Annotated in this window: 20 protein-coding genes; 6 read left to right on the top strand and 14 right to left on the bottom strand. The window is 62.6% G+C overall.

The features are described 5' to 3' along the window. Positions 1-83: 83 nt before the first annotated feature. The 4 genes from HZR20_RS02410 to HZR20_RS02395 all read right to left on the bottom strand — a co-directional run bounded on the left by HZR20_RS02410 (position 84) and on the right by HZR20_RS02395 (position 2,437). Entirely contained in the window at positions 84-734 is a 651-nt protein-coding gene (locus HZR20_RS02410) for a class I SAM-dependent methyltransferase (RefSeq protein WP_181685005.1), read from the bottom strand. Positions 735-851: 117 nt separating this feature from the next. Next, complete coding sequence (locus HZR20_RS02405; protein WP_181685004.1) at positions 852-1,262, bottom strand: SHOCT domain-containing protein; 411 nt, start codon at positions 1,260-1,262, stop codon at positions 852-854. After that, a complete protein-coding gene (locus tag HZR20_RS02400; protein ID WP_181685003.1) occupies positions 1,256-1,657 on the bottom strand; it encodes a hypothetical protein in 402 nt (133 codons plus the stop codon). Before HZR20_RS02400 ends, HZR20_RS02405 begins: the two co-directional genes overlap by 7 nt. Positions 1,658-1,834: 177 nt before the next feature. Beyond that, a complete protein-coding gene (locus HZR20_RS02395; protein WP_181685002.1) occupies positions 1,835-2,437 on the bottom strand; it encodes a helix-turn-helix transcriptional regulator in 603 nt (200 codons plus the stop codon). A gap of 211 nt (positions 2,438-2,648) precedes the next feature. Between HZR20_RS02395 and HZR20_RS02390 the strand changes: the two genes are divergently transcribed. Continuing rightward, positions 2,649-4,202, top strand: a complete 1,554-nt coding sequence (locus HZR20_RS02390) for an alkaline phosphatase family protein (RefSeq protein ID WP_181685001.1) — start codon at positions 2,649-2,651, stop codon at positions 4,200-4,202. Between the two features lie 96 nt (positions 4,203-4,298). Here the strand turns inward: HZR20_RS02390 and HZR20_RS14395 are convergent, their stop codons facing one another. Beyond that, entirely contained in the window at positions 4,299-4,424 is a 126-nt protein-coding gene (locus HZR20_RS14395; protein WP_258560314.1) for a hypothetical protein, read from the bottom strand. Positions 4,425-4,523: 99 nt separating this feature from the next. Here HZR20_RS14395 and HZR20_RS02385 point away from each other — a divergent pair, with 99 nt between their 5' ends. Further along, positions 4,524-5,369, top strand: a complete 846-nt coding sequence (locus tag HZR20_RS02385; RefSeq protein WP_181685000.1) for a TrmB family transcriptional regulator — start codon at positions 4,524-4,526, stop codon at positions 5,367-5,369. Here HZR20_RS02385 and HZR20_RS02380 read toward each other — a convergent pair whose 3' ends face one another. Genes HZR20_RS02380 through HZR20_RS02370 form a run of 3 tightly spaced genes read right to left on the bottom strand, consistent with a single transcriptional unit; the run spans position 5,370 to position 8,498 of the window. Further along, entirely contained in the window at positions 5,370-6,374 is a 1,005-nt protein-coding gene (locus HZR20_RS02380; RefSeq protein WP_181684999.1) for an NAD-dependent epimerase/dehydratase family protein, read from the bottom strand. It abuts the gene before it with no gap. Next, positions 6,371-7,330, bottom strand: coding sequence for an NAD-dependent epimerase/dehydratase family protein (locus HZR20_RS02375; RefSeq protein WP_181684998.1), 960 nt, complete (start codon positions 7,328-7,330; stop codon positions 6,371-6,373). The genes HZR20_RS02380 and HZR20_RS02375 overlap by 4 nt, the downstream gene beginning before the upstream one ends. Beyond that, a complete protein-coding gene (locus HZR20_RS02370) occupies positions 7,323-8,498 on the bottom strand; it encodes an NAD-dependent epimerase/dehydratase family protein (RefSeq protein WP_181684997.1) in 1,176 nt (391 codons plus the stop codon). Before HZR20_RS02370 ends, HZR20_RS02375 begins: the two co-directional genes overlap by 8 nt. A 138-nt stretch (positions 8,499-8,636) precedes the next feature. Between HZR20_RS02370 and HZR20_RS02365 the strand changes: the two genes are divergently transcribed. Then, positions 8,637-8,864 carry an antitoxin VapB family protein gene (locus HZR20_RS02365; RefSeq protein WP_181684996.1) on the top strand — a complete coding sequence of 76 codons (228 nt, stop codon included), beginning with the start codon at positions 8,637-8,639 and terminating at the stop codon, positions 8,862-8,864. Then, entirely contained in the window at positions 8,851-9,264 is a 414-nt protein-coding gene (locus HZR20_RS02360) for a type II toxin-antitoxin system VapC family toxin (RefSeq protein WP_181684995.1), read from the top strand. Before HZR20_RS02365 ends, HZR20_RS02360 begins: the two co-directional genes overlap by 14 nt. Before the next feature lie 20 nt (positions 9,265-9,284). Here HZR20_RS02360 and glmS read toward each other — a convergent pair whose 3' ends face one another. The 6 genes from glmS to HZR20_RS02330 form a co-directional block, all read right to left on the bottom strand. After that, entirely contained in the window at positions 9,285-11,087 is a 1,803-nt protein-coding gene (gene glmS / locus HZR20_RS02355) for a glutamine--fructose-6-phosphate transaminase (isomerizing) (protein ID WP_181684994.1), read from the bottom strand. After that, positions 11,087-12,280, bottom strand: coding sequence for a sugar phosphate nucleotidyltransferase (locus tag HZR20_RS02350; RefSeq protein ID WP_181684993.1), 1,194 nt, complete (start codon positions 12,278-12,280; stop codon positions 11,087-11,089). The genes glmS and HZR20_RS02350 overlap by 1 nt, the downstream gene beginning before the upstream one ends. A 59-nt stretch (positions 12,281-12,339) precedes the next feature. Further along, positions 12,340-13,206 carry a CheF family chemotaxis protein gene (locus tag HZR20_RS02345; protein ID WP_181684992.1) on the bottom strand — a complete coding sequence of 289 codons (867 nt, stop codon included), beginning with the start codon at positions 13,204-13,206 and terminating at the stop codon, positions 12,340-12,342. Between the two features lie 176 nt (positions 13,207-13,382). Further along, positions 13,383-16,610 carry a DUF7282 domain-containing protein gene (locus HZR20_RS02340; RefSeq protein ID WP_181684991.1) on the bottom strand — a complete coding sequence of 1,076 codons (3,228 nt, stop codon included), beginning with the start codon at positions 16,608-16,610 and terminating at the stop codon, positions 13,383-13,385. Between the two features lie 550 nt (positions 16,611-17,160). Next, positions 17,161-20,991: a DUF7282 domain-containing protein gene (locus HZR20_RS02335; RefSeq protein WP_181684990.1), complete on the bottom strand. Its 3,831-nt coding sequence runs from the start codon at positions 20,989-20,991 to the stop codon at positions 17,161-17,163. A 332-nt stretch (positions 20,992-21,323) separates the two neighbouring features. Continuing rightward, positions 21,324-22,184 (bottom strand): CheF family chemotaxis protein, encoded by an 861-nt coding sequence (locus tag HZR20_RS02330; RefSeq protein ID WP_181684989.1) that lies wholly within the window; start codon positions 22,182-22,184, stop codon positions 21,324-21,326. Between the two features lie 309 nt (positions 22,185-22,493). Here HZR20_RS02330 and HZR20_RS02325 point away from each other — a divergent pair, with 309 nt between their 5' ends. After that, positions 22,494-23,783 (top strand): tRNA pseudouridine(54/55) synthase Pus10, encoded by a 1,290-nt coding sequence (locus tag HZR20_RS02325; protein ID WP_181684988.1) that lies wholly within the window; start codon positions 22,494-22,496, stop codon positions 23,781-23,783. After that, complete coding sequence (gene rnhB / locus HZR20_RS02320) at positions 23,780-24,517, top strand: ribonuclease HII (protein ID WP_181684987.1); 738 nt, start codon at positions 23,780-23,782, stop codon at positions 24,515-24,517. Before HZR20_RS02325 ends, rnhB begins: the two co-directional genes overlap by 4 nt. Positions 24,518-24,538: the final 21 nt, after the last annotated feature.

The following is a 24,538-nucleotide window of genomic DNA, read 5'->3' as shown; positions in this document are numbered from 1 at the left end:
GAACGGTTCTCACACGCGAGTGCGTTTTAGCACGTCGACTCGACTCGAACGGAAAGCGTCGACTCGGGTCGCGCCGAGAACGGTCACTCACGCACTTCGAGGGTCCCGCGAATGAATGGTTTCACCGGGGGAACCCCCATCTCCAGGGTCGTCAGTTCCTGGACTGCGAAGCGATCGTGAGCGCGCAGCGTTGCCTCGGTATCCCGATCGAGGTGACAGCCGGCCGCCGCTCGCTTCCAGACTGGGTTGACGGCCGTCTGAAGGTGTCCGGACCAGCCTTCGGCGGCGACGTGTTCGAGGACGCGAAACTCACCGCCCGGTTCGAGCACGCGGGCGACCTCCCCAAGTGCCGCCTCGACGTCCGGGATCGTACAGAGCACGAGGGACGCAATGACGACCGACATCGAATCGTCCTCGTAGGGGAGCGATTCCGCTGGGTCGGGCCGAATGTCGATCGGTAGATCGAGGTCGTTCGCCCGCGACTGGGCCCGGCGTCGCATGTACGGATCGGGTTCGATCGCGTGGAACGTCGGCGACGGGCTTTCGGACGGCTCGGCCGTCGCGAAGTGTGGGAACATCGCGCCCGTCCCGGATCCGAGATCCAGGACCGACCCCGACAGGTCCGCAGCGAGGTACTCACGGTGCTCACCCAGCAATCGGTCGTCGAAGGGTGCGGTCAGCGGGTCGTAGATGGCCGCGACGATCGGGTGGCCCGTCGACTCCTCGCCGGTCATCGTCGAATCTTCCGCCAGGGCGAGATCATTGTGTTCGGAATACGGTCCGACGCCGGATGTGGGTGACTGTTGCGGGGGATGTTTCCCGTCCGTTCGATTCTCGCTGCTCCTGCCCGCTCATCTCGATCGCTCGAGTTCCATCCGGCGGGCCTCGAACTCCTCGCTGGAGATATCTCCGCGGGCGTAGCGCTCTCTGAGTGTTTCGAGTGCGCGATCCGTCGAGTGTGCGTCCGGCTTGGATCGATCTCCATCGCGTGCGTATGCGACGAGCAGGACGATGCCGAGGCCGAGAAGGAGCCAGAACACGAGGCCGAATCCGGGGCCGCCGAATCCGCTGAATCCACCACCCCCCATCCCGCCGCCCGCGTGCTGGGCGCTCGCGACCCCGGTGGCGGCGACGAGCGCGAGCGCGCTGAGGGCGAATCGTACGGTCGCCGTCCCTGCGTGTCGTCCCAGGCGTTCACTTTCGGACTGGGCTCGGGATCTGGCACGGAGCCGACTCGCGTCACTTACGTCGTCCCTCAGCATCCGTGCCCACCTATGCCGTGACCGCGGTCGTCATCGTGAGTGTGATCGTCGTGGTGGGGATCACGGTCGTGATCGTCGTCGTGCGGTGCGTGATCCCAGTCGTCCGCATGGGATGCCCCGCCGACGGTGTCGTTGTCTCCGTGAAGCCAGTCGCTCGCGTTCGCGTGAACGCCCGGCCAGTCGCTGGCGTTCGTCGACATCCACTCGCTCGCGTTCCCGGCCGCGTGATGCCCATGGCCGTGGCCAGACATCATCGTCCGGTCGTCGGTGGCGTTCGCCATCGTCTGGTTCACTGTCTCTCCATCAGTCCCGTGGGCGCTGATCGCCGGTGTCGCGATCAGGACACCCACAATTGCGATCACCGCGACCACCAGTGCTGTGGTTCTCTCTGTCATCGTGACTTTCCTCACGTGGACAAAAGCGGGTCGGGCGGTTACTGTCGTGGGTGTGAACAGAGTGAGGAGATCGTTCGAGAACGTTTCTGCGTCGATGTAACCGTGTCTCGCTGGCGAGATCGTTCGTGACGACCGAAAACGGGCGATCGCCGAGCTGGCAGGGTCGCCCCGCAGCGATCACTCGTCGAGGTCGAGGTCTTCGCTCGGATAGATCCGGTAGGTCCGACCCTGGCGTTCCCGATAGAGCAGGCCCCGCTCTTCGAGGTCGCTGACTGTCTGGCTGACTTTGCTCTTCGAGAATGCCGACCGATCCCTGAGTTCGATCTGGGTGATGCCCGGCGATTCGATGACCGGTTCGAGAACGCGACGCTCATCGTCGGGCAACAGATCCAGGACGCGCTCGGTCGGGTTCGCCTCCGGGTTCGTCGAGCCGGCTGTCTCGCGTGACTCGGTGTTTCCGTCCGTCGAGGGGGTGGTATTGACGGCCTCGTTATCGCCCTGATCTCGGTCGTCGCCGCGTGACGCCCAAGGGGTGGACTCGGTATCGGTTGTCAGCTCCGGTCGGACGAGCAGGTAGACGCCGACGAGGACGGCGACCAGCAGTAGCGTACTGACCCCGACCCACAGCGGATCGGGTCCGTGCATCGAATCCATCATCCCTCCCATCTGGCCGTCGGCACTGGACCGCTGTCCGAATGCCTGCCGGACGAGGCCGGCGCCGCCGAGAAGTATCGCGCCGATGATCAGTCCCGCGGCGGCGTCTGCTCGTCGTCGATTCACGCGACCACCTCGGATCGGACGGGCCGGTCGTTTCGATCGGACATACTGTTGTTTGGGGCGGCGGGATCAAACCAATTGTGAGATGGCGAGGCGAGCGTGGTTCCTGACGCCATACGCGTAGACATCTGTATCGTCGGCAGTACGGCCCCGTAGCATCCGGCCCCATACTGGAACAGAATACCTTTAGTGGTCTTTGGCTCAGTACAAGGTAATGAATCCGACCGTCGTCGTCGGCCTCGATGGGGCCAACTGGCCACTGATCGAGCCCTGGATCGAGGCGGGCCACTTGCCGACTATCGAGCGCCTCCGCGAGGAGGGGGCCTCGGGCGTCTCCCGCAGCCACCTCCCGCCGGTCACCTGTCCGAACTGGAAGTGCTACGCATCGGGGAAGAACCCGGGCAAACTCGGCGTCTACTGGTGGGAACGCATCGACACCGACGACCGCTCGATGCACCTGCCCGATTCGACGGACTTCCGGAGTCCGGAACTGTGGGACTATCTCAACGACGCCGACCTCCGGACGGGCGTCGTCAATCTCCCGATGTCCTACCCGCCGCGCGCGATCGACGGCCCGATGGTCGCCGGCGGCCCTCGCTCGGGCGAGGACGACTACACCGAACCGCCCGAACTGCAGGCCGACCTGGAAGAACAGTTCGACTATCGTGTCCATCCCGCGAACGTCCTCACCTCGAACGAGGACGCCGACCGCGAGGTCGAGATGGTCCATGATCTCCTGCGGACGCGCCTTCAAACGGCCCGAACGCTACTGGAAGAGGACGAGCTGGACTTCCTCCACGTCACGCTCTTTCACCTGAACGTCCTCCAGCACTATTTCTGGGACGGGCCCGAGACCCGCGAGGCCTGGGAAATCGTTGACGAGGAACTGAGCCACTTCCTCGAGGGTGAGTACAACCTGGTGCTCATGTCCGATCACGGCTGTACGGAGATCGACACGGTGTTTTACGTCAATCGGTGGCTCGAAGAACAGGGCTACCTCACGACGACCTCGAGTCTGGCTTCGCGGCTCCACGACGTGGGGATAACCCAGGAGCGAATCGCCGGGCTCGTCCGCTCGCTGGGGCTGGAACAGTACATTCGCCCGCTGATTCCCCGCCGAATCGTTGAGCGCTTCCCCAGCGACGAGGGCGTCCAGCGCGAGGCGAAACTCGACATGGTCGACTGGGCGGAGACGACCGCGATCGGCAGCGGACAGGGACTCCTTTATGTCACTGCCGACGACGAGGCCGAACGCGAGTCGATCCTGGCCGAGCTAGCGGCAGATCTCGCCGACGTGACGGGCACGACCGGCGAGTCGATCGCCCGCGAGATCTACCGGCCCGAGGAGATCTATTCCGGGCCCTACGTCGATCGGGCACCCGATCTGATCTTCGATCAGCGGCCCGGCGTCCACACCAGCGGGGCGATGGGTGCCGGCGATGCCGTCACCGAACCGGATGGCTGGCGAGCCGAGAACGTCCCCGCCGGGATGGCGCTGTTCCACGGCGAGGACGTAGCGTCGACGGACTTCGGGACGATCCGTATCTCGGACATCGCGCCGACCGTGTTGCACTGGCTGGACCAGGCAGTTCCTGCAGACATGGACGGTCGACCGATTTTGGGGGCGTTCGAGGACGACAGTGACACGGCGACTCGGGAGGTGCGGACGCGTGAGCCACTGCCAGAGCGCGGCCAAGCCAGCGACGCCGAGGAACAGCTAGACGCGGATGTCGAGCAGCGCCTGGAAGATATCGGGTATCTGGAGTGAGTGGAGGGTATCTCTCTACACCGGAGAAATTGGTCGGATACTCTCGCTTTTTGCCTTTCTCTCACTGAACGCACTCGCCTGTTCCACCCGCGAGTATCAGTCGTCGTCAGGCTCTATTCGCTGCTCGCTCAGCCCTTCCCAGATCTCCGCACAGCCACAGCCGTCCTCGATGTCCGTGAGATGGTCGTCGTCGACGTCGGCTCGATCAGTCACGTTACTCAAATCCGTAGTAACTAAGCCAGCTGCCTGCGATAAATAGCTTCTGGATGCGCCGATCGCGAGGCCCGTGACTTAAAGACATTCCGTGTGAACAGATCGACAATGACCGACGATAGCGCTACGGAGCTTTTCGAGCACCTCGAACTGCGCGAGTACGAGGCGACAGCGCTCAGACAACTCCTCGAGATCGGGCGGACGACGGCCCCGAACCTCGCGGAGGCGACCGGCATCCCGCGGGCGCGGATCTATGACGTCCTGGAGACGCTCTCGAACGCGGGGTACGTCAAGGAGATTCCGGGCCGGCCAAAGGAGTACGAGGCCCACCATCCTGAGACGATCCTCGAGCGGGCCATCGAGAATCGCCGCCAGTCCTTCGAGACCTTTCGTGGGGACGTCGAGTCGGTCCGTGACTCGTTCCTCGCGGAGTTCGGCCCGGTCTACGAACGGGCAAGCGAGGACGTCACACCGACGGAAGACCTCTTTCACGTCGTCGACGTCGGCCAGCCCAGCGAAACCGAGACTCGGCGACTCTACCACGAGGCCACGACGGAGATCCGCGTCCTGACCAAGAGTTTCGAGTACTTCGCGGCGGTCGAACCCTCTTTCGCCGACGCCTGCGAACGGGGCCTCTCGATCCGGGTCCTCCTGCTCGAGCCCGCACACCTCACGCCGGACAACCGCGCTATCCAGGCCGAGCGGATCGAACATCTCCAGTCTACGTATCCGGATGTCGCGTTGCGGTTCAGCGACGAGCGCCTCCCCTGGCGTGGGACGATCGCCGATCCGAGCATGGACTACGAGTCAGGGACTGCGGTCGTTCTCGTCGAGGAAGAAGATGTCCCGCTGTCGATGCGTCAGGCCGCGATCACCGAAAACGAATCATTTGTCGCCGGGCTGGGTCGGTACTTCGAGTTGATCTGGGAGCACGAGTCTACTGCCGTGGCGTGATCAGTCAGCATCTAGATCGTGCCCAATCGCCTCACGGACCGTCTCCTCGATCGAGTGTCGGACCTCCCAGCCCAGCGTCTCCTGGGCGGCCGACGTGTCGACGCCGAACTCCTCTACGAGGGTCTCCTCGCCGGCCCGCGGATTCTCGACGAGTTCGACGTCGGGATCGAACCCGTGCTCCCGGGCAATCGCCTGCACTCGCTTTGCGACCGTCCGGACACTCGGATCCTCGTCGCTGGCGAGTTCGTATTTCTCGACGCCGGTCTCGCCCGCCGCCAACTGGTCGGCTAGTCGTTCAGCACCGCGAACGTAGGCCCGGGCAATGTCCTTGACGTGGATGTAATTGCGCGCCTGTGTTCCCGGTTCGTAGACGGTCAGCGCCTCGTCGGCAAGCGCCCGGTCGAGGAAGAAATTGATCACGGTCCCCTTCGAGACGACTTGCTCGCCGACCTCGTGGCTACCATAGAGGTTCGACTTCAAGAATAGGTGGGCCGGAAAGGCCCCTTCAGCGTAAGTCTCGATCGCGCGCTCGTTGAGGAGCTTCGAGCGGCCGTACCAGTTCATGGGGTCGCGGGGGTGCTCGGCCGTGATCGGGAACGACTCGGGGGTGCCCAGCACAGCCATGCTGAACGGGAAGATCAGCGCCGCCCCGTGCTTCCGGCAGAACCAGGCGACGTTCTCGGTTCCGTAGACGTTGGTTTCGTAGGCCAGGTCGGCTTGCTCCCCGCAATCGTCGACGCCGCTGATCGCCGCCAGGTGCATCACGATGTCGCTACCCGAGAGTGTGTCCTCCAGTCGTCGTCGATCGCGGACATCGACGTGTTCGACGGTCACCTCGCCGATCTCCCGGACATCGCCCAGATAGAAGTTGTCGATCGCCGTGAGTTCCCAGTCCGGATGGGCGGCCTGTAACCGATCGACGACCCGCGAGCCGATGAAGCCGGCCGCGCCCGTCACGGCGATCGAAAGCGGTTCCCCAGGGTCGAAATCGGTAGCTTCAGTCATGCGTTGATCTCCTGTCGGTCCCGAAGCACGGCAGCGAGGTTCCGGACGCCGTCCCGGAGCGTCCATTCGGGCTCGAAGCCAGTCTCGGCCAGACGGTCGAAGTTCACGTGATAGGAGGGGCCGGGGTGTTCGTCTTCGAGGTAGGTGACCTCGACGGGAGCCACCTCGTCGCTGACGATCTCGGCAATCTCGCTGATCCGGTAGTTGCCATCGTCACTGCCGACGTTGTAGACCGCTTGCGGCCAGTCGGTGGGGTAGCGGGCGGCGTGACCGAACGCGCGGGCGGCGTCGCTGACGTGGATGAACGGTCGCCAGTTGCTGCCGTCGCCATAGACCGTCAGCGGTCGACCAGTCAGCGCCCGGAAGACGAAGTGGTTGACCACGAGGTTGAAGCGCACGCCCGGTGCGTAGCCGTAGTTGGTACTCATCCGGAGCGCCGTCGCGGTCGCGCTGTTTTCGTGGGCGAACTCGGCGACGACCTCTTCGGCCGCCACCTTCGCCTCGGCGTAGGGATTCAGCGGATCCGGTTCGGTCGTCTCGTCGATATCCGTACTCGCGGCCCGGCCGTAGTTGTTACACGAGGAGGCAAAGACCAGGTTCTCGACGTCGAGTTTCCGGGCAGCGTTGCAGACGTTTTCCGTCCCCTCCAAGTTGACCGCCATCGTCTCTGCCCGGCGGTCGTGGGTGCTCGCCGCGCCGGTGATCGCCGCGAGGTGGATCACGGTATCGACGCCACGCATGGCGCTCTCGACGTCGCCGTACTCCCGGACGTCGCCGCGACGGAAGTCAAAGTTGCCGTCGACCCGCGCTTCCAGCAGGTGGCGCGGCGACCCGCTGGCAAGGGAGTCCAGCACCACAATCCGGCCGACGTCGTCGGCGTCGGCGAGCTGCGGGACCAGCGCACTCCCGATGTATCCCAGCCCGCCGGTCACGAGGACGTCCCGGGGCTCACTCATCGTCGGTCAACACGCCCGGGAGGAACCGGTCCTCGTGGGCTGCGATCCGGTCGTCGTACTCGAGGAGTGTGCCCAGGAGCGACCGGACGCCCTCTTCGAAGGTTTCACTCTGTCCGTCGATCAGGTCGGCGTAACGGTCGTTTTCGATCTCCATCTTGTGGGTCTCGTCCTCGTCGCGCGGATTCTCGAAGTGCTCGACGGCGACGTCTAGATCGTACTCGCCGGCCACGTCGGCGATCGTCTCGGCCACTTCGACGATCGAGATCGCCCGCGTCACCTGGTTGTAGACGACATGCTCGTCGGGCCGATCGTCGGGGTCGGCAAGTGCGAGTTGAGCCAGCCCTTCGACGGCATCTTCCAGGGCGATGAACGGCTTTCGTTGCTCGCCTTTGCCGTAGACGGTCATCGGATAGCCCGAAATGGCCTGGGCGGCGAAGCGATGCGCGACCACGCCGAAGTAGTAATCGAAGTCAAAGCGCGTGGCGAGTCGCGGGTCGGCGGCGGTCTCCTCAGTCTCGGTGCCGTAGGTGATCGCCGTCCGCACGTCCGAGATAGGGATGTCGAACTGCGAGTGGGCCAGGCGCATGTTCGCCGCGTCGTGGGATTTCGTGAGATGATACCAGCTCCCCGCCATCGCCGGGAACGGGACCTCGTCTTCCGCGCTCTGGTTTGTCATCGTCGCACCGCCCTCGGGGATCGGGAACTCGGGTGCCCCATAAACCCCGGTGGTCGTCGTCTCGATGAAGTGGGTATCCGTCAGATCGGCTTCTTCCAGGCCCCACAGCAGGTTCCGGGTGGCCTGCATGTTATTGTGCTGGGTGTAGTTGGCGCGCTCGCCATTGATCTGGCTGTAGGGCGCGGAGGGCTGGGCCGCCGTGTGGACAATCACGGCTGGTTCGTGGACGGCCAGCAACTCCTCGACGAACGATTTCTCGACGAGGTCGCCCTCGACAAAGGAGAGATTCCGGACGCCGTGTACGTCCTCGGCGGCCTCGATGCGTTCGTCGATCGAGGCGATCGGCACGCCACTGACGGAGCCGACCTCCTCGACCCACTCCCGCCGGGCGAAGTTGTCCACCAGAATTACGCGGTCGTCGGTGCGAGTCGCGATGCGCAGGGCGGTCGGCCATCCCAGATAGCCGTCGCCGCCGGTGACGAGGATCGTCATGTGTTACTCATAGCGTGAGTAACTATCTGCATAAGTCTTCCCGTTCGGGGAGGTTTGCTTGAGGTCGTACCACCACGTGACGAACGGACGGAAAATCGACCCGTGTACTTATTGGGTACAAGCACCCATACACAAACAATGAGCAAGAACATCTCCATATCCGACGACGTCTACCGGAAGCTGAAACGAGAGAAGGGAGATCGGAGCTTTAGCGAACTCATCGAAGAGCGTCTCGAACGAGGCGGAAAGCTGGCTGATGTCAGCGGGGAAGGGGTTCTCGATCAGGAAACGTACGCCGCCGTGAAAGACGACGTTCGTGCGCTGAGCGACGGAACGCTGACCCGCCTCGACGATGAAACTCATTGATACGTCCGTTGTGGTCGATATCGACCGTGGTGACGTCGGCCAGCGGGTCGAAAAACTCGATGTGGAAGGCTATCACGCGATCAGCGTCGTGACGGTAACGGAACTTCGGCTTGGGGTCAACAAACGCTACGAGCAGGGAACCGACGCCCACAGGGAAGCGATGAATGCACTCGAGCGACTCTGTGATCGTTTCGAAATCATCGACGTCACGCGATCGGTCGGAACGGCGGCGGCCGATATCATTGCTGACTTTCGGGCACGCGGTGAACCGCTTCACGACCTCCACGATGTCTACATCGCAGCGACGGCGCTTTCCGAACAATTGCCCGTGCTTACGTCGAACGTCGATCACTTCGAACGGATCGACGGCATTGACGTAGTTGACTGGGAGATGTATTGACCACCACCGTTCTCTCTTCACTACTCCACAGTAACGCTCTTGGCTAGATTCCGCGGCTTGTCAATCGGCCGACCCAGTTTCGCGGCGGTGTGGTAGGCTGCAAGCTGGAGCTGGACGTTCGCCAACACGGCGGCGGTCTGGGGTGAACTCTCGGGTATCGAGAGGACGTGATCGGCATAGCGCGAGACGTCGCTCGCTCCGTCAGTCACCGCGACGACTGGAGCGTCCCGCGCCTCAACCTCTTTGACGTTCCCGATGGTCTTTTGGGCCCGCTCGCCGTCGCCAGTCACGATCGCGAAGACGGGTGTCTCACTCGTCACAAGCGCCAGCGGGCCGTGTTTCAACTCGCCGGCGGCGAATCCCTCGGCGTGTTTGTACGTGATTTCTTTCATCTTCAACGCACCCTCCAGAGCGACTGGATACTGGAGGCCGCGCCCGATGAAGAAATAGGCTTCGCTGTCGAGATACTGTTCGGCGACGGCCGCTGCGTTGGATTCATCAAGAACCTGCTGGACGTCTGCCGGAAGGTCACGCAGTGCCGCGATGGCCTCGCGATCGTCCTTGCTCGGGACCATCCCGATCGTCAGGGTGTTCAGTGCCGCCAGCTGGCTGGCGAAGGTCTTGGTCGCGGCGACGCCGATCTCCGGGCCCGCCTTGATGTAGAAGGCGTCGTCACATTCGCGGGCCGCCGTCGACCCGACGACGTTCGTCACCGCGAGCGTGCGCGCCCCGCGGGCACTGGCCTCACGCAACGCCGAAAGCGTGTCGGCCGTTTCGCCGCTCTGAGTAACACCGATCACCAGTTCGTCGCCGATCGGCGGCGTCCCGGTGGCGTATTCGTGGGCCAGATACGCCGTTGCGGGGACGCCTGCCGCCCGGAAGAGCTGGGCACCGTACAGCGCCGCGTGATAGCTCGTCCCCGCTGCGACCAACTGGACACCCCGTGGATTCAGGTAGGCCAAGTCGCCGATGGAAACCTCGCCGTCGAGTTCGTCGACCCGCTCTGAGAGACACTGCCGAAGTGCCCGGGGTTGCTCGTTGATCTCCTTTGCCATGAAGTGGTCGTAACCCGCCTTGCCCGTCTCTTCGGGGTCCCACTCGACGGTGTCGACGGGTTTCTCGACTCGATCGCCGGCCAGAGTCGTGACGGTCCAGTCCTCCGGCGTGAGGCGAGCGAACTCGCCGTCGTCCAGATAGACCACCCGGTCGGTGTATTCTCGGAACGCCGGGACATCGCTCGCCAGGTAATACCGTCGTCTATCGCCGCCGTCATCGATCCCTAACACGAGCGGCGAGTCCCGCCTGGCAGCGAAGATCGCGTCACTGTCGGCCAGTACTGCGGCGACGGCAAAGCTCCCTTCCAATCGCTCGACTGCGCGCCTGACGGCCGTTTCTGGATCGGCCCCATCGTCGCGCTCGGACTCGATCAAGTGAGGGATGACTTCGGTGTCCGTGTCGCTCTCGAATGTGTGGCCGGCTGCCCGGAGACGCTCGCGCAGTGCCTCGTAGTTCTCGATGATTCCGTTGTGCACGACGGCGACCTCGCCGGGACAGTCGACGTGGGGATGGGCGTTCTCGTCGGTCGGCGGGCCGTGAGTGCTCCAGCGTGTGTGGCCGATTCCGACTGGTCCCGTCGGTGGACTCGCCTCGACAGCCGAGACGAGGTCCTCGATCGCCCCCGATCGTTTGACAACGTCGACGGTGCCGTTGGAAAGCGCGACGCCGGCCGAATCGTAGCCCCGATAGTCCAGCGTCGACAGTCCGTCGAGGAGGACGTCGGTCGTTTCGGTGCCATGGCCCACACAGCCGATGATCCCACACATCAGCGACGCACCTCCACGTCGGCGGGGACGTTCTCGCTCACGGTGACGCCCGTCCGGAGGGTGGCGTTCGGTCCGACGAGCGTCCCCGGGTCGACGGTGACGCCACCCTCGGCGTGGACCCGATCGGCCAGCAACGCCCCGAGGGGTCGGTCCTGGAAGATCTCCTCGCCGACTTCGACTGGCCCTGGACCGCCCGGAACGACGCTTCCGGCCCCCACACGCACGTCCTGCCCGGTCACGACGTCGAGCAACGTCGCCCCGGGGCCGACGCGTGTATCGTCGTCGAGGACGGAGCGACCGACTGTGGCGTTCGCGCCGACGGTAACATTGCGGCCCAGCGCGACTGTCGGGCCGATCACTGCACCCGGACCGATCTCGCTGTCCGGGCCGATCACTGCCGGTCCCTGGACGGTCGCTGTGTCGTGCACGCTGGCACTGTCGGCGATCCACACACTCTGTGTTCGCTCTGGGAGGGCAGTCACGCCACTCTGTAGCACTTCCCGGCTCAACTCGAGGAGGTCCCAGGGATAGGTCGCGTCGACCCAGACGCCGTCGGTCTCGGCGGCGGTGACCGGTTGCTCTGCGAGGAGTCGACCAAGCGACTCCGTCAAGGCCAGCTCGCCGCGCGACCGAGGTGTCGAGTCGATCACGTCGAAGATCTCCTGCTCGAAGGCGTAGACGCCGGCGTTGATCAGTCGATAGTCGCCGGCGTCGGGTTTCTCGACGAGGTCGGTGACCGTGGTGCCATCGACGGCCACGGCGCCGTACTCGTGTGGATCGGGCCCGTCCAGCACTGCCAGCGTTGCGGCCGCGTCGCCGTCCTCGAAGGTCTCGCTCACGTCGGCCACGATGGTCGGATCGATCAGCGTGTCGCCGTTGACGACGAGCATCGATCCCGAAACGGTGTCTTCGGCCTTGTGGAGGGCGTGCCCACTCCCGAGTTGTTTGTCCTGTCGGACGTACGTAATCGGTCGGTTCCGGTATGTCGGTCCGAAATGGTTCTGGACGCGATCACGTTTGTACCCGACGACGAGGACGATCTCGTCGACCCCCGTCTCGACGAGCGCGTCCAAAACGTGTTCGAGGATCGGCCGGTTCGCAGCGGGGAGCATCGGCTTGGGCCGATTGTGCGTCAGTGGCCGGAGCCGCGTTCCTTCGCCGGCCGCCAGCACGACTGCCGTCTGCCTGCTCATGCCGGTCGGAGGCCTGGTAGACGCTTGAACGTTCTGGGTCCCGCGAGCACTGCCCCACTCTATTGGTTGCCCATCTCGTCGCTTGCAACCTGTCGCCCTCGGGAGGTCATCTCGACTTCCGTCCGTTCGCGAAGCGTCTCGATCACGTCGAGTTCGATCAAGCGATCGAAAATTGCCTCGATCTCTTCGACGTCCGTTTCGACGAAATCCGGGAGATCGAACGGTGAGACGCCCGAGTGTAGCGCCATAATCACTTGCTGTTCGACTGGTGATAGATCGAGATTCGCCTGGTTGCGTTCCGCACCTTCCTGGAGTACTTCTTCGAGAATTGTGACTTGCTTGGCTTCGCCCGTGAGATGGGTCTCGACACTCGTGCCCTTGTCGTCGGTGTGCTCGACTTCGAACACGCGACGTGTTGTCTCATCGACCTGCTGGTCGTCGATCTCGACGTCGCCGATGTCGTCCCGGTCGATGGTGACGTACTGGCCGTCTTCCATCGCTAACTGGAGCGCATTGTCGGTGAGTTTCACTTTCGCCCGCTGCCACTCAGCCCCCTGGACGACGCCGCCCTTGACCGCCGGATGTTGGACGTACAGGATTGTGTTGTCGATAAAGGCCCGATAGAGGTCGGTCTCGAACTCGTCTTGTTCGGGAGCGCGAAGCAAGAGTACATCGTCGTCCCCGATCTGAAGAGTGACGTAGCTAGCGACCCCCGCCGCGTTTTGGTTGACGTCATAGCGGCCACCGATATCGGTAATCGAATCGAGTGGAATCGTCCGTTTCTCGTCGGCGACGATGGCGATTCGGGCTGTCGTGAGGACGATCCGACACTGGGCCCAGTCGGCGTCTTGAACGTCACGCCCACTCTGGACTGCCTCCAGAAATTGCCCCCGGTCGTCCATCAATTTCTGTTCGCCTTCACTCATGCCCAGATTCGTACCCGACGCTACGCTGGCCAGTGGATTAGGACTTACGGCCACTCTGTGTGGCTGTTCCAACACATCGTCGAGACGCGTCGCTCACGTGGGTCAAAAAATGAAAACCGCACGGCGAATGAGGACCGCTTCCGGCGGTCAGTCGAAGTTATTGCTGATCAGGTGCGTTACTGGTCGCGGCGGACCGCGAGCAGTGCAGCGCCGATCAGTGCCAGCACAGCGAGCACAGCCGTGAAGCCAGGCCCGCTCGTGGTGGTCGTTTCAGTTGCGGTTTCCGTTTCAGTTTCCGTCGCGGTTTCCGTTTCCGTGGCGGTTTCCGTGGCGGTTTCAGTTGCGGTTTCCGTCGCGGTTTCCGTGGCGGTCTCCGTTGCGGTTTCGGTTTCCGTGGCGGTCTCCGTTGCGGTTACCGTCGGGATGGTGACGCTTGCTGCGTCCGTCACTTCAGTCCCGTCGGCCATGTACGCGCCGTCAACACTGGCGTTGAACTGTGCGTTGTTGTCCTCGTCCAGGTGCGGCATGGCGACGAGTTCGGTACTCTCCGAGATCGGTTCGTCGAGGAGGACACGCTTGTTGGTGTACTCCTCACCGGCCTCGAGGTACCCCGTCACGCCGATGATGCCATCAGCGTCGTGGATGGCGACGAAGCCACCACGGGTCATGTTGACCGACGACAGGACGACGACTTCACCGCTGGTCTCCTGATCGTCGAAGACAACTTCGGCGTTCGGTTCGGCAACGACCATACCTTCGCCCGAACCCAGGACGGTGTTGCCCTGGCGGACGCTGATCGTGAATTCAGTATCGACTTCGTTGGCACTGAAGTTGAAGTTGTAACTCCAGGTGTTCGTGTCACCGGATCCGGCCTCGACGGTCACCGTTGCCGGTTTGAGGAACGGATCGGTGCTGGTCTGGCTGTTGACACGGACAGTGAGTTCCGAGCCGACAGCGACCGTGGTGGTGCCGGAGATGGTCTGGGCATCTTCGTTGCGGACGAGGCGCTCGTCCTGACCCATGTAGTCGACCGACGCGGTCGCGCTGTCGATCGAGAATCCGGTGGTGATGACTTCGTCGCTCTGGTAGGCAAGGCCGCCCTCTGTGCCGTTGACGATGAAGCCTGTGTCGAACTTGTCATCGGCTGCGGGGTCGGCTTGGTTCCCAATGTCGTCAGTGACCTCGCCGTCACGATCAGCGTCGCGGTAGGTGTTCAGCGCGTCGCTGTCGACGACGACGTAGTAGGTGTCTGCCTGGCCCTCAGTCTCGTCAGCGACGACGCTAACTTCGTCGTAGTTCATGTTAGCGAGCGTCTGGAGCTTGGGCGCAGCGTTCTGGCCGGGGTTCGTCTGCGTCATGTTCAGACTGAACCAGCCAGCCGAAGCTGCATCCTGGAATTTGACGGTCGTGTTGTCGCCGCCGGCTGCTTCCAGTGCGCCTTCGAGGCCGTTGGCGTCGATCGCAAGGACCATCTGATCGCCGAGGGCGATCGTCCCGTCCTGCGTGATGTTGGTGCCGATCTGGGATTCGATTTCTTCGACGCTGCTCGTGTCGACACTGTCCGGTGCCGTCCACGTCGAGACACCGTTGGTCTCACGGCCGTCCAGCGAGATCGTTGCGACTGCATCGGAGGCGTCGCTTGCGTCCTCACCTGAACGGACGTTGATGTCGTAGTTACCGGCGTCGTAGATGTCCACGTTGTCGTCGCCGTTGATCTCGTGGACCGGGTTCTCGACGACCGAGACATCGTCTTCGTCCTCGCCGTCAGGCGTACTGGCGGTCGAGAGACTGTCCGTGGCCTGTTCCTTGACCGTGTTCCACAGCAGCGTGACTTCGCCGTCGTTGTTGCCGTCGGTGACCTTCACCGTGGCGTTGAATCCGGCGGAGTCGCTGCCGATTTTGACCGTCGCTTTGTCAACGCCGCCCGAGATCGAGACTGGGACCTCGACGACGTCACCGCGGTCCTCTTCGAACACGGAGACGCCACCGAAGTCAGCCGAGCCTGTCGGGACTTTCGTGACGCTCACGTCGTCGGCCGAAGCCGTGGTGCCCGTCTGGACATCGACGGCTTCGACAGTGTAGGTGTCGTCTTCGTCAGGGACATCGAAGCTGAACGTGCCGTCACCGCTGCCGTCCAGCGAGACGGTCGAAGTCTGGGTGTTGTCGTCGCTGTCCGTGATCGTAACCTCGACGTCGCGGTTGCCCGCACGTGCCGAGACCGATCCGGCCAGGTCCTCACCTTGGATGTCCGTGCTGTCGACCGTGGCGGTCAGCTGAAGACTACGGAGCGTGAGCTTCACGTCGTTAGCGGACGTGTTGAAATAGTAGCTGACGCTCGTGTCTTTACCGGAACTGTCCCAGGCGAGCACCTGGCTACCGGAACCGGTGCTACCGTCCAGGAGCAGTTCGTCGCCGGCGAAGATCTCCAGATCCTGATCAAGGTCTGCGGGGATACCCCCACTACTATTCGCCACGTAGGCGATGGTCGTACCAGCGTATTCCGTCTGGTCGTTGGGTGTACCTTGACCGAACGTGGCACCGGTGACGGTCACGGATTCGTTCGTGATCGTGACATTGTTACCGGCCGCGTCCTGGATCGGCGTGGTGAAGTTGACTTCGACGGTGTCGGTCGGATCGAGCGCGGTGCCCGAACTCAGCAAGACCTGACCGTCTGCACCGTTAGTGTCAAAGTCGTAACCTGCCGCTTCACCGTTCACGAAGACTTCGACATCGCCCGATTCCAGGTTGTTGCCCTCGTCGTCGTAGACGGCCTCTGCGAAGCTAACCTCGATATTGCTGGAGTCTGCTTGGTTGACGCCAGTGCCAGTGCCCTCGAACTCGACGGCACCGGTCATCGACGGACCAGCATCGTCAACGTTGAGCGTGCCGAGGACTGCTTCGGAGGCTTGGTAGCTATCGTCATCGCCTTCGTCAACTGATGCGGTGAAGTCGTAGTCCCCTTCGCTGGAGACGGTGACGTTCTGGACAACCTGGAAGTCCAGAGCGGTTCCACTCAGGTCCCCTTTAGCAACTGAGACATTGATGTATTCAGGAGCGGAGTCTCCGCTTGTATTCACCTTGTGAAGGGTTGCAACGTCACTCCCACTAGCGGCCGTTGAGCCATCGGCCACAAGGCCACTAGCATCGTTCAGCGTGACCCCGGAGGGGACTTCAAGTGTCACGTTGTAGTCAGAAGTATCGTCTAAACTACTGATGTTGACTTCTGTTGTTATTTCGTGCGTTCCAGTCTGGACGTCACTGGGGATGAGATCTCCAGAAACGTCTCCAGTTCCGCTAACTGCTCCCGCTGCTGCACCACTCAACGCGACAGTCCCAGCGAAGACGCTGAAGACCATCAGCGCTGTGAGGAACAGCGCACGGATTTTCTCGTTATAGTCTGTCATAGTTTGTGTTGTGTCAGTCCCCGCCAGCCTCTCCCACCGCGATCCGCAGTGCACCGCACGGTGGTCTCCGAGACTGGCGGTTCACGTTGGTATCCAACTCCCAGATGTGGTAAATGCTTTCTGGTTCCTGACGGGTGTGCGAACACACGTCAACCCCATTGCGACGCCCCCTCCGGCCCGGTTTCGGGAGGTTTCACCCGTCTGTGTTTGCCCGCTCCCACAAAGGTTTTAAGGGGAAATTGCGATCGATCGGTTTGACCCCCTCTGCTGGCCGTTCCCGCCGGCGATTAGTGACACCCTTCGACTGTGGACTTGCCCTCGGCCGGCGGCGGGCTCGCACCCAGCCCGTCGGGGCAGTTGCCGTCCGTTCACCTACGCAGGCGACAGCCACGCGTCCATGCGCGCCCCCAATCGATTGATTCGTGCGATCGAGTCCCGGCACAGGATACAGACGAACGCAAAATGGGTAGTCGGCGGCAATTCGGCCCTCACCGGATCGTGTGGCTCGCGTTCGGCGAGCAGTCGTGGTCAGTAATCCTGCCCAGGCGCGTTACTGGTCGCGGCGGACCGCGAGCAGTGCAGCGCCGATCAGCGCCAGCACAGCGAGCACAGCCGTGAAGCCAGGCCCGCTCGTGGTGGTCGTTTCAGTTGCGGTTTCCGTTTCGGTTTCCGTTGCAGTTTCCGTCGCGGTTTCCGTCGCGGTTTCCGTTGCGGTCGCCGTTGCGGTTTCCGTCGCGGTTTCCGTTGCGGTCGCCGTTGCGGTTTCCGTCGCGGTCTCCGTCGCAGTCACCGCCGGGATAGTGATCTGTGCGGAGTCGGTCACTTCAGTGCCGTCGGCCATGTACGCGCCGTCAACACTGGCGTTGAACTGGCCGTTGTTGTCCTCGTCCATGTGGGGCATGGCGACGAGTTCGGCACTCTCCGAGATCGGCTCGTCGAGGAGGACACGCTTGTCGGTGTACTCCTCACCGGCATCGAGGTACTCGGAGACGCCGATGATGCCATCAGCGTCGTGGATGGCGACGAAGCCACCACGGGTCATGTTGACCGACGACAGGATGACGACGTCACCGCTGGTCTCCTGGTCGTCGAAGACAACTTCGGCGGTCGGTTCGGCAACGATCATGCCTTCGCCCGAACCCAGGACGTTGCCGTTGGCGTCCCGGACGCTGATCGTGAATTCAGTGCCGATGTCGTTGGCACTGAAGTCGAAGTCGGACTCCCAGGTGTTCGTGTCACCGGATCCGGCCTCGACGGTCACCGTTGCCGGTTTGAGGAACGGATCGGTGCTGGTCTGACTGTTGACACGGACAGTGAGTTCCGAGCCGACAGCGACCGTGGTGGTGCCGGAGATAGTCTGGTTGGCCTCGTTACGGACGAGGCGCTCGTCCTGACCCATGTAGTCGACCGACGCGGTCGCGCTGTCGATCGAGAAGTCGTCCGTGACTTCTTGGGCGTCGTCGTACGCGAGGCCACCCTGTGTGCCGAGGACGGTGACCGTCGTGTCGAATTCGTCACCGGCCGCGGGGTCGACTTCGTTTTCAGTGTTGTCAACAACGCCGTCACGATCCGCGTCGCGGTAGGTGTCAAGCGCAGCGCTATCGATGACGACGTAGTAGGTGTCGGCCTGGCCCTCGGTCTCGTCAGCGACGACCGAGAACTCGTCGTAGTTCATGTTGTCCAGCGTCTGGAGTTTGGGCGGCGCGTTCTGGCTCGGGTTGCTCTGAGTTACGTTCAGGTTGAACCAGCCGTTGGTGGCCGCCTTCTGGAACTTGGCGCTCGTGTTGTCGTCACTGGCACCGGCCGCTTCCAGTGCGCCTTCGAGGCCGTTGGCGTCGAGCGCGAGGACCATCTGATCGCCAGCGGAGATCGTACCGTCCTGCGTGATGTTGACGCCGATGCCGGCTTCAATGTTCTCGACGCTGCTCGCGTCGACACTAGCGGGTGCCGTCCACGTACTCACGCCGTTGGTGTCACGGCCGTCCAGCGAGACTGTCGCGACGCCTTCAGACGCTTTCGTCTCGTCGTCGCCGGACCGGACGTTGAGGTCGTAGTTCCCGGCGTCGTAGACGTCGGCTCGGATGTTCGGCGTCGTACTGACGTCGGTCGTGTTGTACGTGGCCGAAACGTCGTCGGGGTCCTCACCGTCGGGCGTCGCGGCAGCACTCAGACCCTTTTGTTCGACCGTGTTCCACAGCAGCGTGACTTCGCCGTCGTTGTTGCCGTCGGTGAGCGTCACCGTGGCGTTGAATCCGGCGGAGTCGCTGCCGAAGTTCACCGTCGCGGTGTCGGTCCCACTGATCTGGATCGGGATCTCGACGACGTCACCACGATCCTCCTCGAACACGGAGACGCCACCGAAGTCAGCCTCGCCTTCCGGTTGTTCCTCGATGTCGGTGTCCTGTGGCGAGACGGTCTCGCCGGTCTGGACATCGGTGGCCTCGATCGAGTACGATCCGGCCTCCAGGCCGCTGAAGCTGAACGTGCCGTCACCGCTGCCGTCCAGCGTGGCGGTCGTGGTATCGTAGACATCCTCGTTCTCGTCGTACAGCGTCACCTCGACGTCGCGGTTGCCCGCGTTCGACGAGACCGAGCCGGACAGTTCTTCATCAGTCTGGATTGACGCGTCGTCGACCGTGATTTTGAGATCAAGCGGCCGAAGGTCGACTGTCCCCTCGTAGGTACTCGAATCCTTGTCCGTGTCGAACTGATGTGTAGCTGATGTGTTTTCCCCTTCTGTGTCGAACACGACGACTTGACTGAACAGACCTGACGATCCGGAGAATTGGAATTCGCCGTCGGCATCCCGTTCGTAGTCAGTATCGACCTGGTGATCGGCCGAGAAGTCGACCGCGACGGCCGTTCCCTGATATGTCGAGAGAGTGCTGTCAGCGGTGTCACCGGCTGCGGTCCCATCGGGTTCCGGTTCGATGGTGGCACCAGTCACGGTGGCCGTGAGGTTCCCCGGCGCGTCGTTTGTATTCCCAGCAGCGTCGGTGAGCGACGTGAAGTTCACAACCAGATCTTCATTTGGTTTTATATCTTGGCTGAGTGCGACGGTAACCTTTCCATCGGTACCGTCGATATCGACCGGGGTGTAGCTGAGTTCGTTTCCGTCGGCGTACAGGGTCAGATCGCCACTGACGTCGGTCGCGTCGATCGGTTCTGTAAACGTGATTTCGACTCTGGTTTCGTCGTCGTCCAAGTCGGTGTACTCGATCGCCGATCGGACGTCCGGCGCGGTTGATTCAGCCATTCGCTCGCCCGTCCAAGGGGCGTAATCGATGTCACCGGAGACACCACCGCCGGAACCCGGTCCGTCGATGCTCGGGCCACTGACGTCTCCCCACCAATTGTGTGTCGCATCAACTGTGCTGGTGATCGATCCGCCGTTTTCTCTTGCTGCAACGGTGTAGTAGGGGCCACCCAACTGGCCCGCGTTCTCGAAGTTGTTGTAGTTGATCGAGACTCCGGAGATGTCGTTGGTATTGGCGTTAATATCGACCGCATTACCGACGTTCGAGATGTCGTTGTGTCTGATGTCGTACGCCGTCACCTCTGCCTGTCGGCTCGTGATGAACGCTGCCGAAGCTGGGATACTCGAAAAGGTGTTGTTGGCGACGACGACGCCGCTTGCCCCCCGCGTCTGGAGACCAGTGACGACGTCTTCGACGACGTTGTTCTTGAACTCACTGTCGTCGGAAGCACTCCCCCCTCGCGTCGTGAGACCGTAGGCGAGGGTGTTGTCGTCACCCCGAACGACGCTATTCTCGACAGTTAGGGAGAAGTCCGTGTCTATCGCGTATGGGCTGTTGCCATCATCCGGACTCGTTCCGGTGTTCGTATTGATGGAAAGTGTAGAATACGCCACAGTCAGTGACCCGCCGCTGGTCTTTGAACTGATGACGTCGTAATCGGTATCACCCCTGATTTCGAAGCCAGCGATGGTCACAGAACTCGATTGGACGTCGAACGCTTTGCCGTAACCGTACGTCTCAGCGTCAACGACCGCGTCCCCATCGTCGGAGACGATCGTCACGTCCTTGTCGACGGTTATCGTCCCGCCTTCGTTGCTCGAATCGTACTCCTCCGAGACGACAAGGATTTCGTCACCGGTTCCAACGTTGTTGATCGCAGTGTTGATACTCGTATAATCCTGCTCAGAACCGCCCACAGTTGCCTCGGCAGTTCCGTCTCCGAAGGTTTCAAGCGGATCAGATGGATACACATCTGGAAGAGTCGTGTCGGAACCCGGTTGAACATCGCTTCCATTGCTTGCCGCAACGGCTGTCCCACTCAACGCGACGGTCCCAGCGAAGACGCTGAAGACCATCAGCGCTGTGAGGAACAGTGCACGGAAGTTCTCGGTATAGTCTGACATGGGTTGTATTATGCTATTTACGGCCAGCCCCTTCCACCGCGATCTGCATGACGCCACACGGTGGTACGGGAGTCTGGCGGCTCTCATCCCTGAATAAACAGGGGTTTGGGTATATACTTTCTCACCAACTGTCTCCTCTCTTATATAAAACTATTCTTGGCGTTTTATAGTGGCCTGGAGTGTACTGCTCGATCGTCTACTTGTCGGGTTGTCCCACTCTGTCAGGATCGTTTCTCCGAACAACTCGATACTGAATTGATGCCTGTTATCTCCAGAGGGATCGGGAAGCGTTGGGATGGCTCGACAGGCCGATCTTCAGTGAAGGGGATCCCTCACTGTTCGTTCATCGCCTCGCTGGCCATGTTCCGCCCCTGGGCGTTCAACGACACTTCCGTTCGTGTCCGGACCTCGTCGACAGCCCCGACGTCCAGCAACTTCTGATAGATCTCCTCGACCTCGTCGACGCTGATGCCGACAAAATCTGCCATTTCGAACGGCGAGACGCCCGAATACAGGGCCATCAAGACTTGATTTTCCATCTCCGTCAGTTCGTACTCGCCGTCTCGGGCCTCGACAAGTTGCTCGAACAGCGTCCGGAGGACGGAGGTGTGCCGGTCAGTGCCCGAGAGGTGGGTTTCGAGGCTTGTGCCCTCGCTGTCGGTGTGTTCGACCTCGACGACCCGGCGTTGCTCGCCCATGACCGTCCGCGATCCCGTCTCGACCGTCCCGATGTCGTCCAGGGCACAGGCGATCGATTCGCCGTCGGGAAACTGCAAGCTGAACTCCTCGTCGTCGATCGCAAATCGGGCTTTCGACCACTCGGCATCGTCCTGAATGACGCCGCCCACAACTGCTGGGTGCCTGACGAGCAGTACTTCCCCACCGACGTTCGCCCGGCAGTACGTCTGGACGAATGCCGGATCGTCCGTCGCGGCGGCGACGATCACGTTCGATCCCATCCCCAACGGGAGGGTTTCGCTCACGTCGCTAACGAACTCCTCGGGATCGTCAGGAATCGTTACGCGCCCGTGCGGGAGCGTCTGGTTGGACCCGTTTCCGGCCAGTACCAGTCGCTTGTTGGTCAGCACTAACCGACAGGACTGCCAGTCGGCCCCAGAGACTTGCTGCCCGTCCCGGACCGCGTACCGGTAGTCCCCGGCCGTATCCAGCAGTTTCCGTTCGTCGTCGCTCATCCGCCTATGTGGCCGGACGTTGGCGGGTGACCGGCATATATGTTCTCACCGACGGGACCTGTCTTGTGAGCGCGCTCGTCACCACGACGAGACCGAATCTGACACTCCTCGCCCGAGGGTTTCCTTCCGAGAGGGCGTCGCGTTGTTCTTCGGAGATGTCCTCGCCGTCACTCACAAAGTTGCGTCTCGGGACGGCAGTCCATTCGGGGCCAAAAGCGATTCGATCCGTCCAGTACGGACCGGCGATGACAGCGTTCGCCCGCCACCGGACTCGAAAGGAAATTACGCCCCCCTCGCCACTGATGGCGTATGGACGTACTTTCGTATGCCCGCGAGGCGACGGCGACGGGGCCGCTGTGTGATGCCTGTCTGGGGCGGCCAGTGGCCGACCGGAGCTTCGGCCTCACCAACGCCGAACGAGGGCGATCGTTGCGAACAGTACTCGCACTCGCCGAGGACGAGCCCTTCGAGTCACCCGAGGACTGTTGGGTCTGTGACGGAGTCTGTGAGACGTTCGATGACTGGGCCGACCGGATCGTCGATGCACTCGAACCGTACGAGTTTGACACCTACCAGGTCGGCACCCGCGTCCCGCCACTACTCGAGGAGAACGCCTCGCTGCTTCGCGAGGATGTCGGCCTCGATGATGACGCCGGCGAACCGTTCAAGCGGGAAGTCAACCGCGAGGTCGGCAAGCGCGTCGGCGCTCGCGTCGACGCGGAGGTGGGTTTCGAACGCCCGGACGTCCAGATCCTCGTCGATCTCGAGGCCGACAGCGTCGACGTGCAGGTCAACTCCGCGTTCGTCTACGGTCGCTACCGGAAACTGGAACGCGACATTCCCCAGACGGAGTGGCCCTGCAACGACTGCAACGCCACTGGTACCGTCGACGGCGAGCCCTGTGCGGGCTGTGACGGCACGGGCTATCGCTACGATGAGAGCGTCGAAGAGTTGAGCGCACCCGTGGTCCGCGAGGCGATGGACGGTGCCGAAGGGGTGTTTCACGGGGCCGGCCGCGAGGACGTCGACGCCCTCATGCTTGGGACGGGGCGCCCGTTCGTGATCGAAGTCAAGGAGCCACGAACCCGGGCGGTCGATGTCGAGGCGCTTCAGACCGACATCAACGACTTTGCCGACGGAAAGGTCGAGGTCGAGGGGCTGGAAGCGGTCACCCACGAGATGGTCGAACGCGTCAAAGAACTGGACGCGTCCAAAACCTACCGGATGGACGTCGAATTCGCCGAATCCGTCGATTCGGACGCGCTCGAAGACGCTTTCGACGCGCTCGACGGCGCGACGATCGAGCAACGCACTCCCAACCGCGTCGCCCACCGTCGCGGGGATATCGTACGTACGCGTGAAGTATACACTATCGGCGGTGAACGCGACGACGACACCCACGCCACGATCGAGATCCACGGCGAGGGTGGGCTCTACGTCAAGGAACTCGTCTCCGGCGACGAGGGACGAACCGAGCCAAGCCTCGCCGGCCTGCTGGGCGTCGAGGCGGTCGTCACGGCGTTGGACGTTGTCACCGTCGAGGGTGAAGCCGAACCGTTCATCGAAGATCGATTCCTGCGGGACGCCGAAACGGAATGACGGGAGCCGAGACACCCGACAGCGCTGACCGTAATCTTCGAGCGGGCGTCGACGAGGCCGGGAAGGGGCCAGTCCTGGGGTCGATGTTTTCGGCCTGTGTCGTCGCCGATCCAGCCGACCTTCCCGAAGACGTCGACGATTCGAAGGCACTCTCGGCGGCGCGACGTGAGGAACTTGCGGCGACGATCCACGACCGGGCCCACGCTGTTGCAGTCAGCGAGATCACCGTCGAGCGGATCGACGACCCTGAGACGGACATGAACACCCTCACCGTCGCCGCTCACGCTGAGGCCCTCTCGCCGGTCGCCAGCGACGACCTCGACACGTATCTCGACGCCGGTGATACGAACGCTGTCCGGTTCGAGCGCCGTGTGGCCGACCGAATCGAGGCTGACCTCGATCTCCGGGCCGAACATGGGGCCGACGAGAACCATCCGATCGTCGGCGCAGCGAGCATCATCGCCAAAGTCGAACGCGACGCCCACGTCGCGGACCTGGCCGACGAATACGGCGCTGTCGGGAGCGGCTATCCGGGCGACGAAACGACGCGGGCGTTTCTGGAATCGTACGTCGACACGAACGGACACCTGCCTGATTGTGCCCGCGAGTGCTGGCAGACCTGCCGGGACGTTCTGATCCAGGCCGATCAGGCCGCCCTCGACGATTTCGAGCGCGGGAACGATCAGCCCGCTGCCGGCGAGAGTGACGATCAGGCGGCCCTGGACGACTTTTGAGGCGTCGCGGCCCCAATCTGC

Origin of the sequence: Halorhabdus salina, assembly GCF_013839425.1 — an archaeon.
Classification (GTDB): domain Archaea; phylum Halobacteriota; class Halobacteria; order Halobacteriales; family Haloarculaceae; genus Halorhabdus; species Halorhabdus salina.
This window is presented reverse-complemented; position numbering and strand designations above follow the sequence as displayed.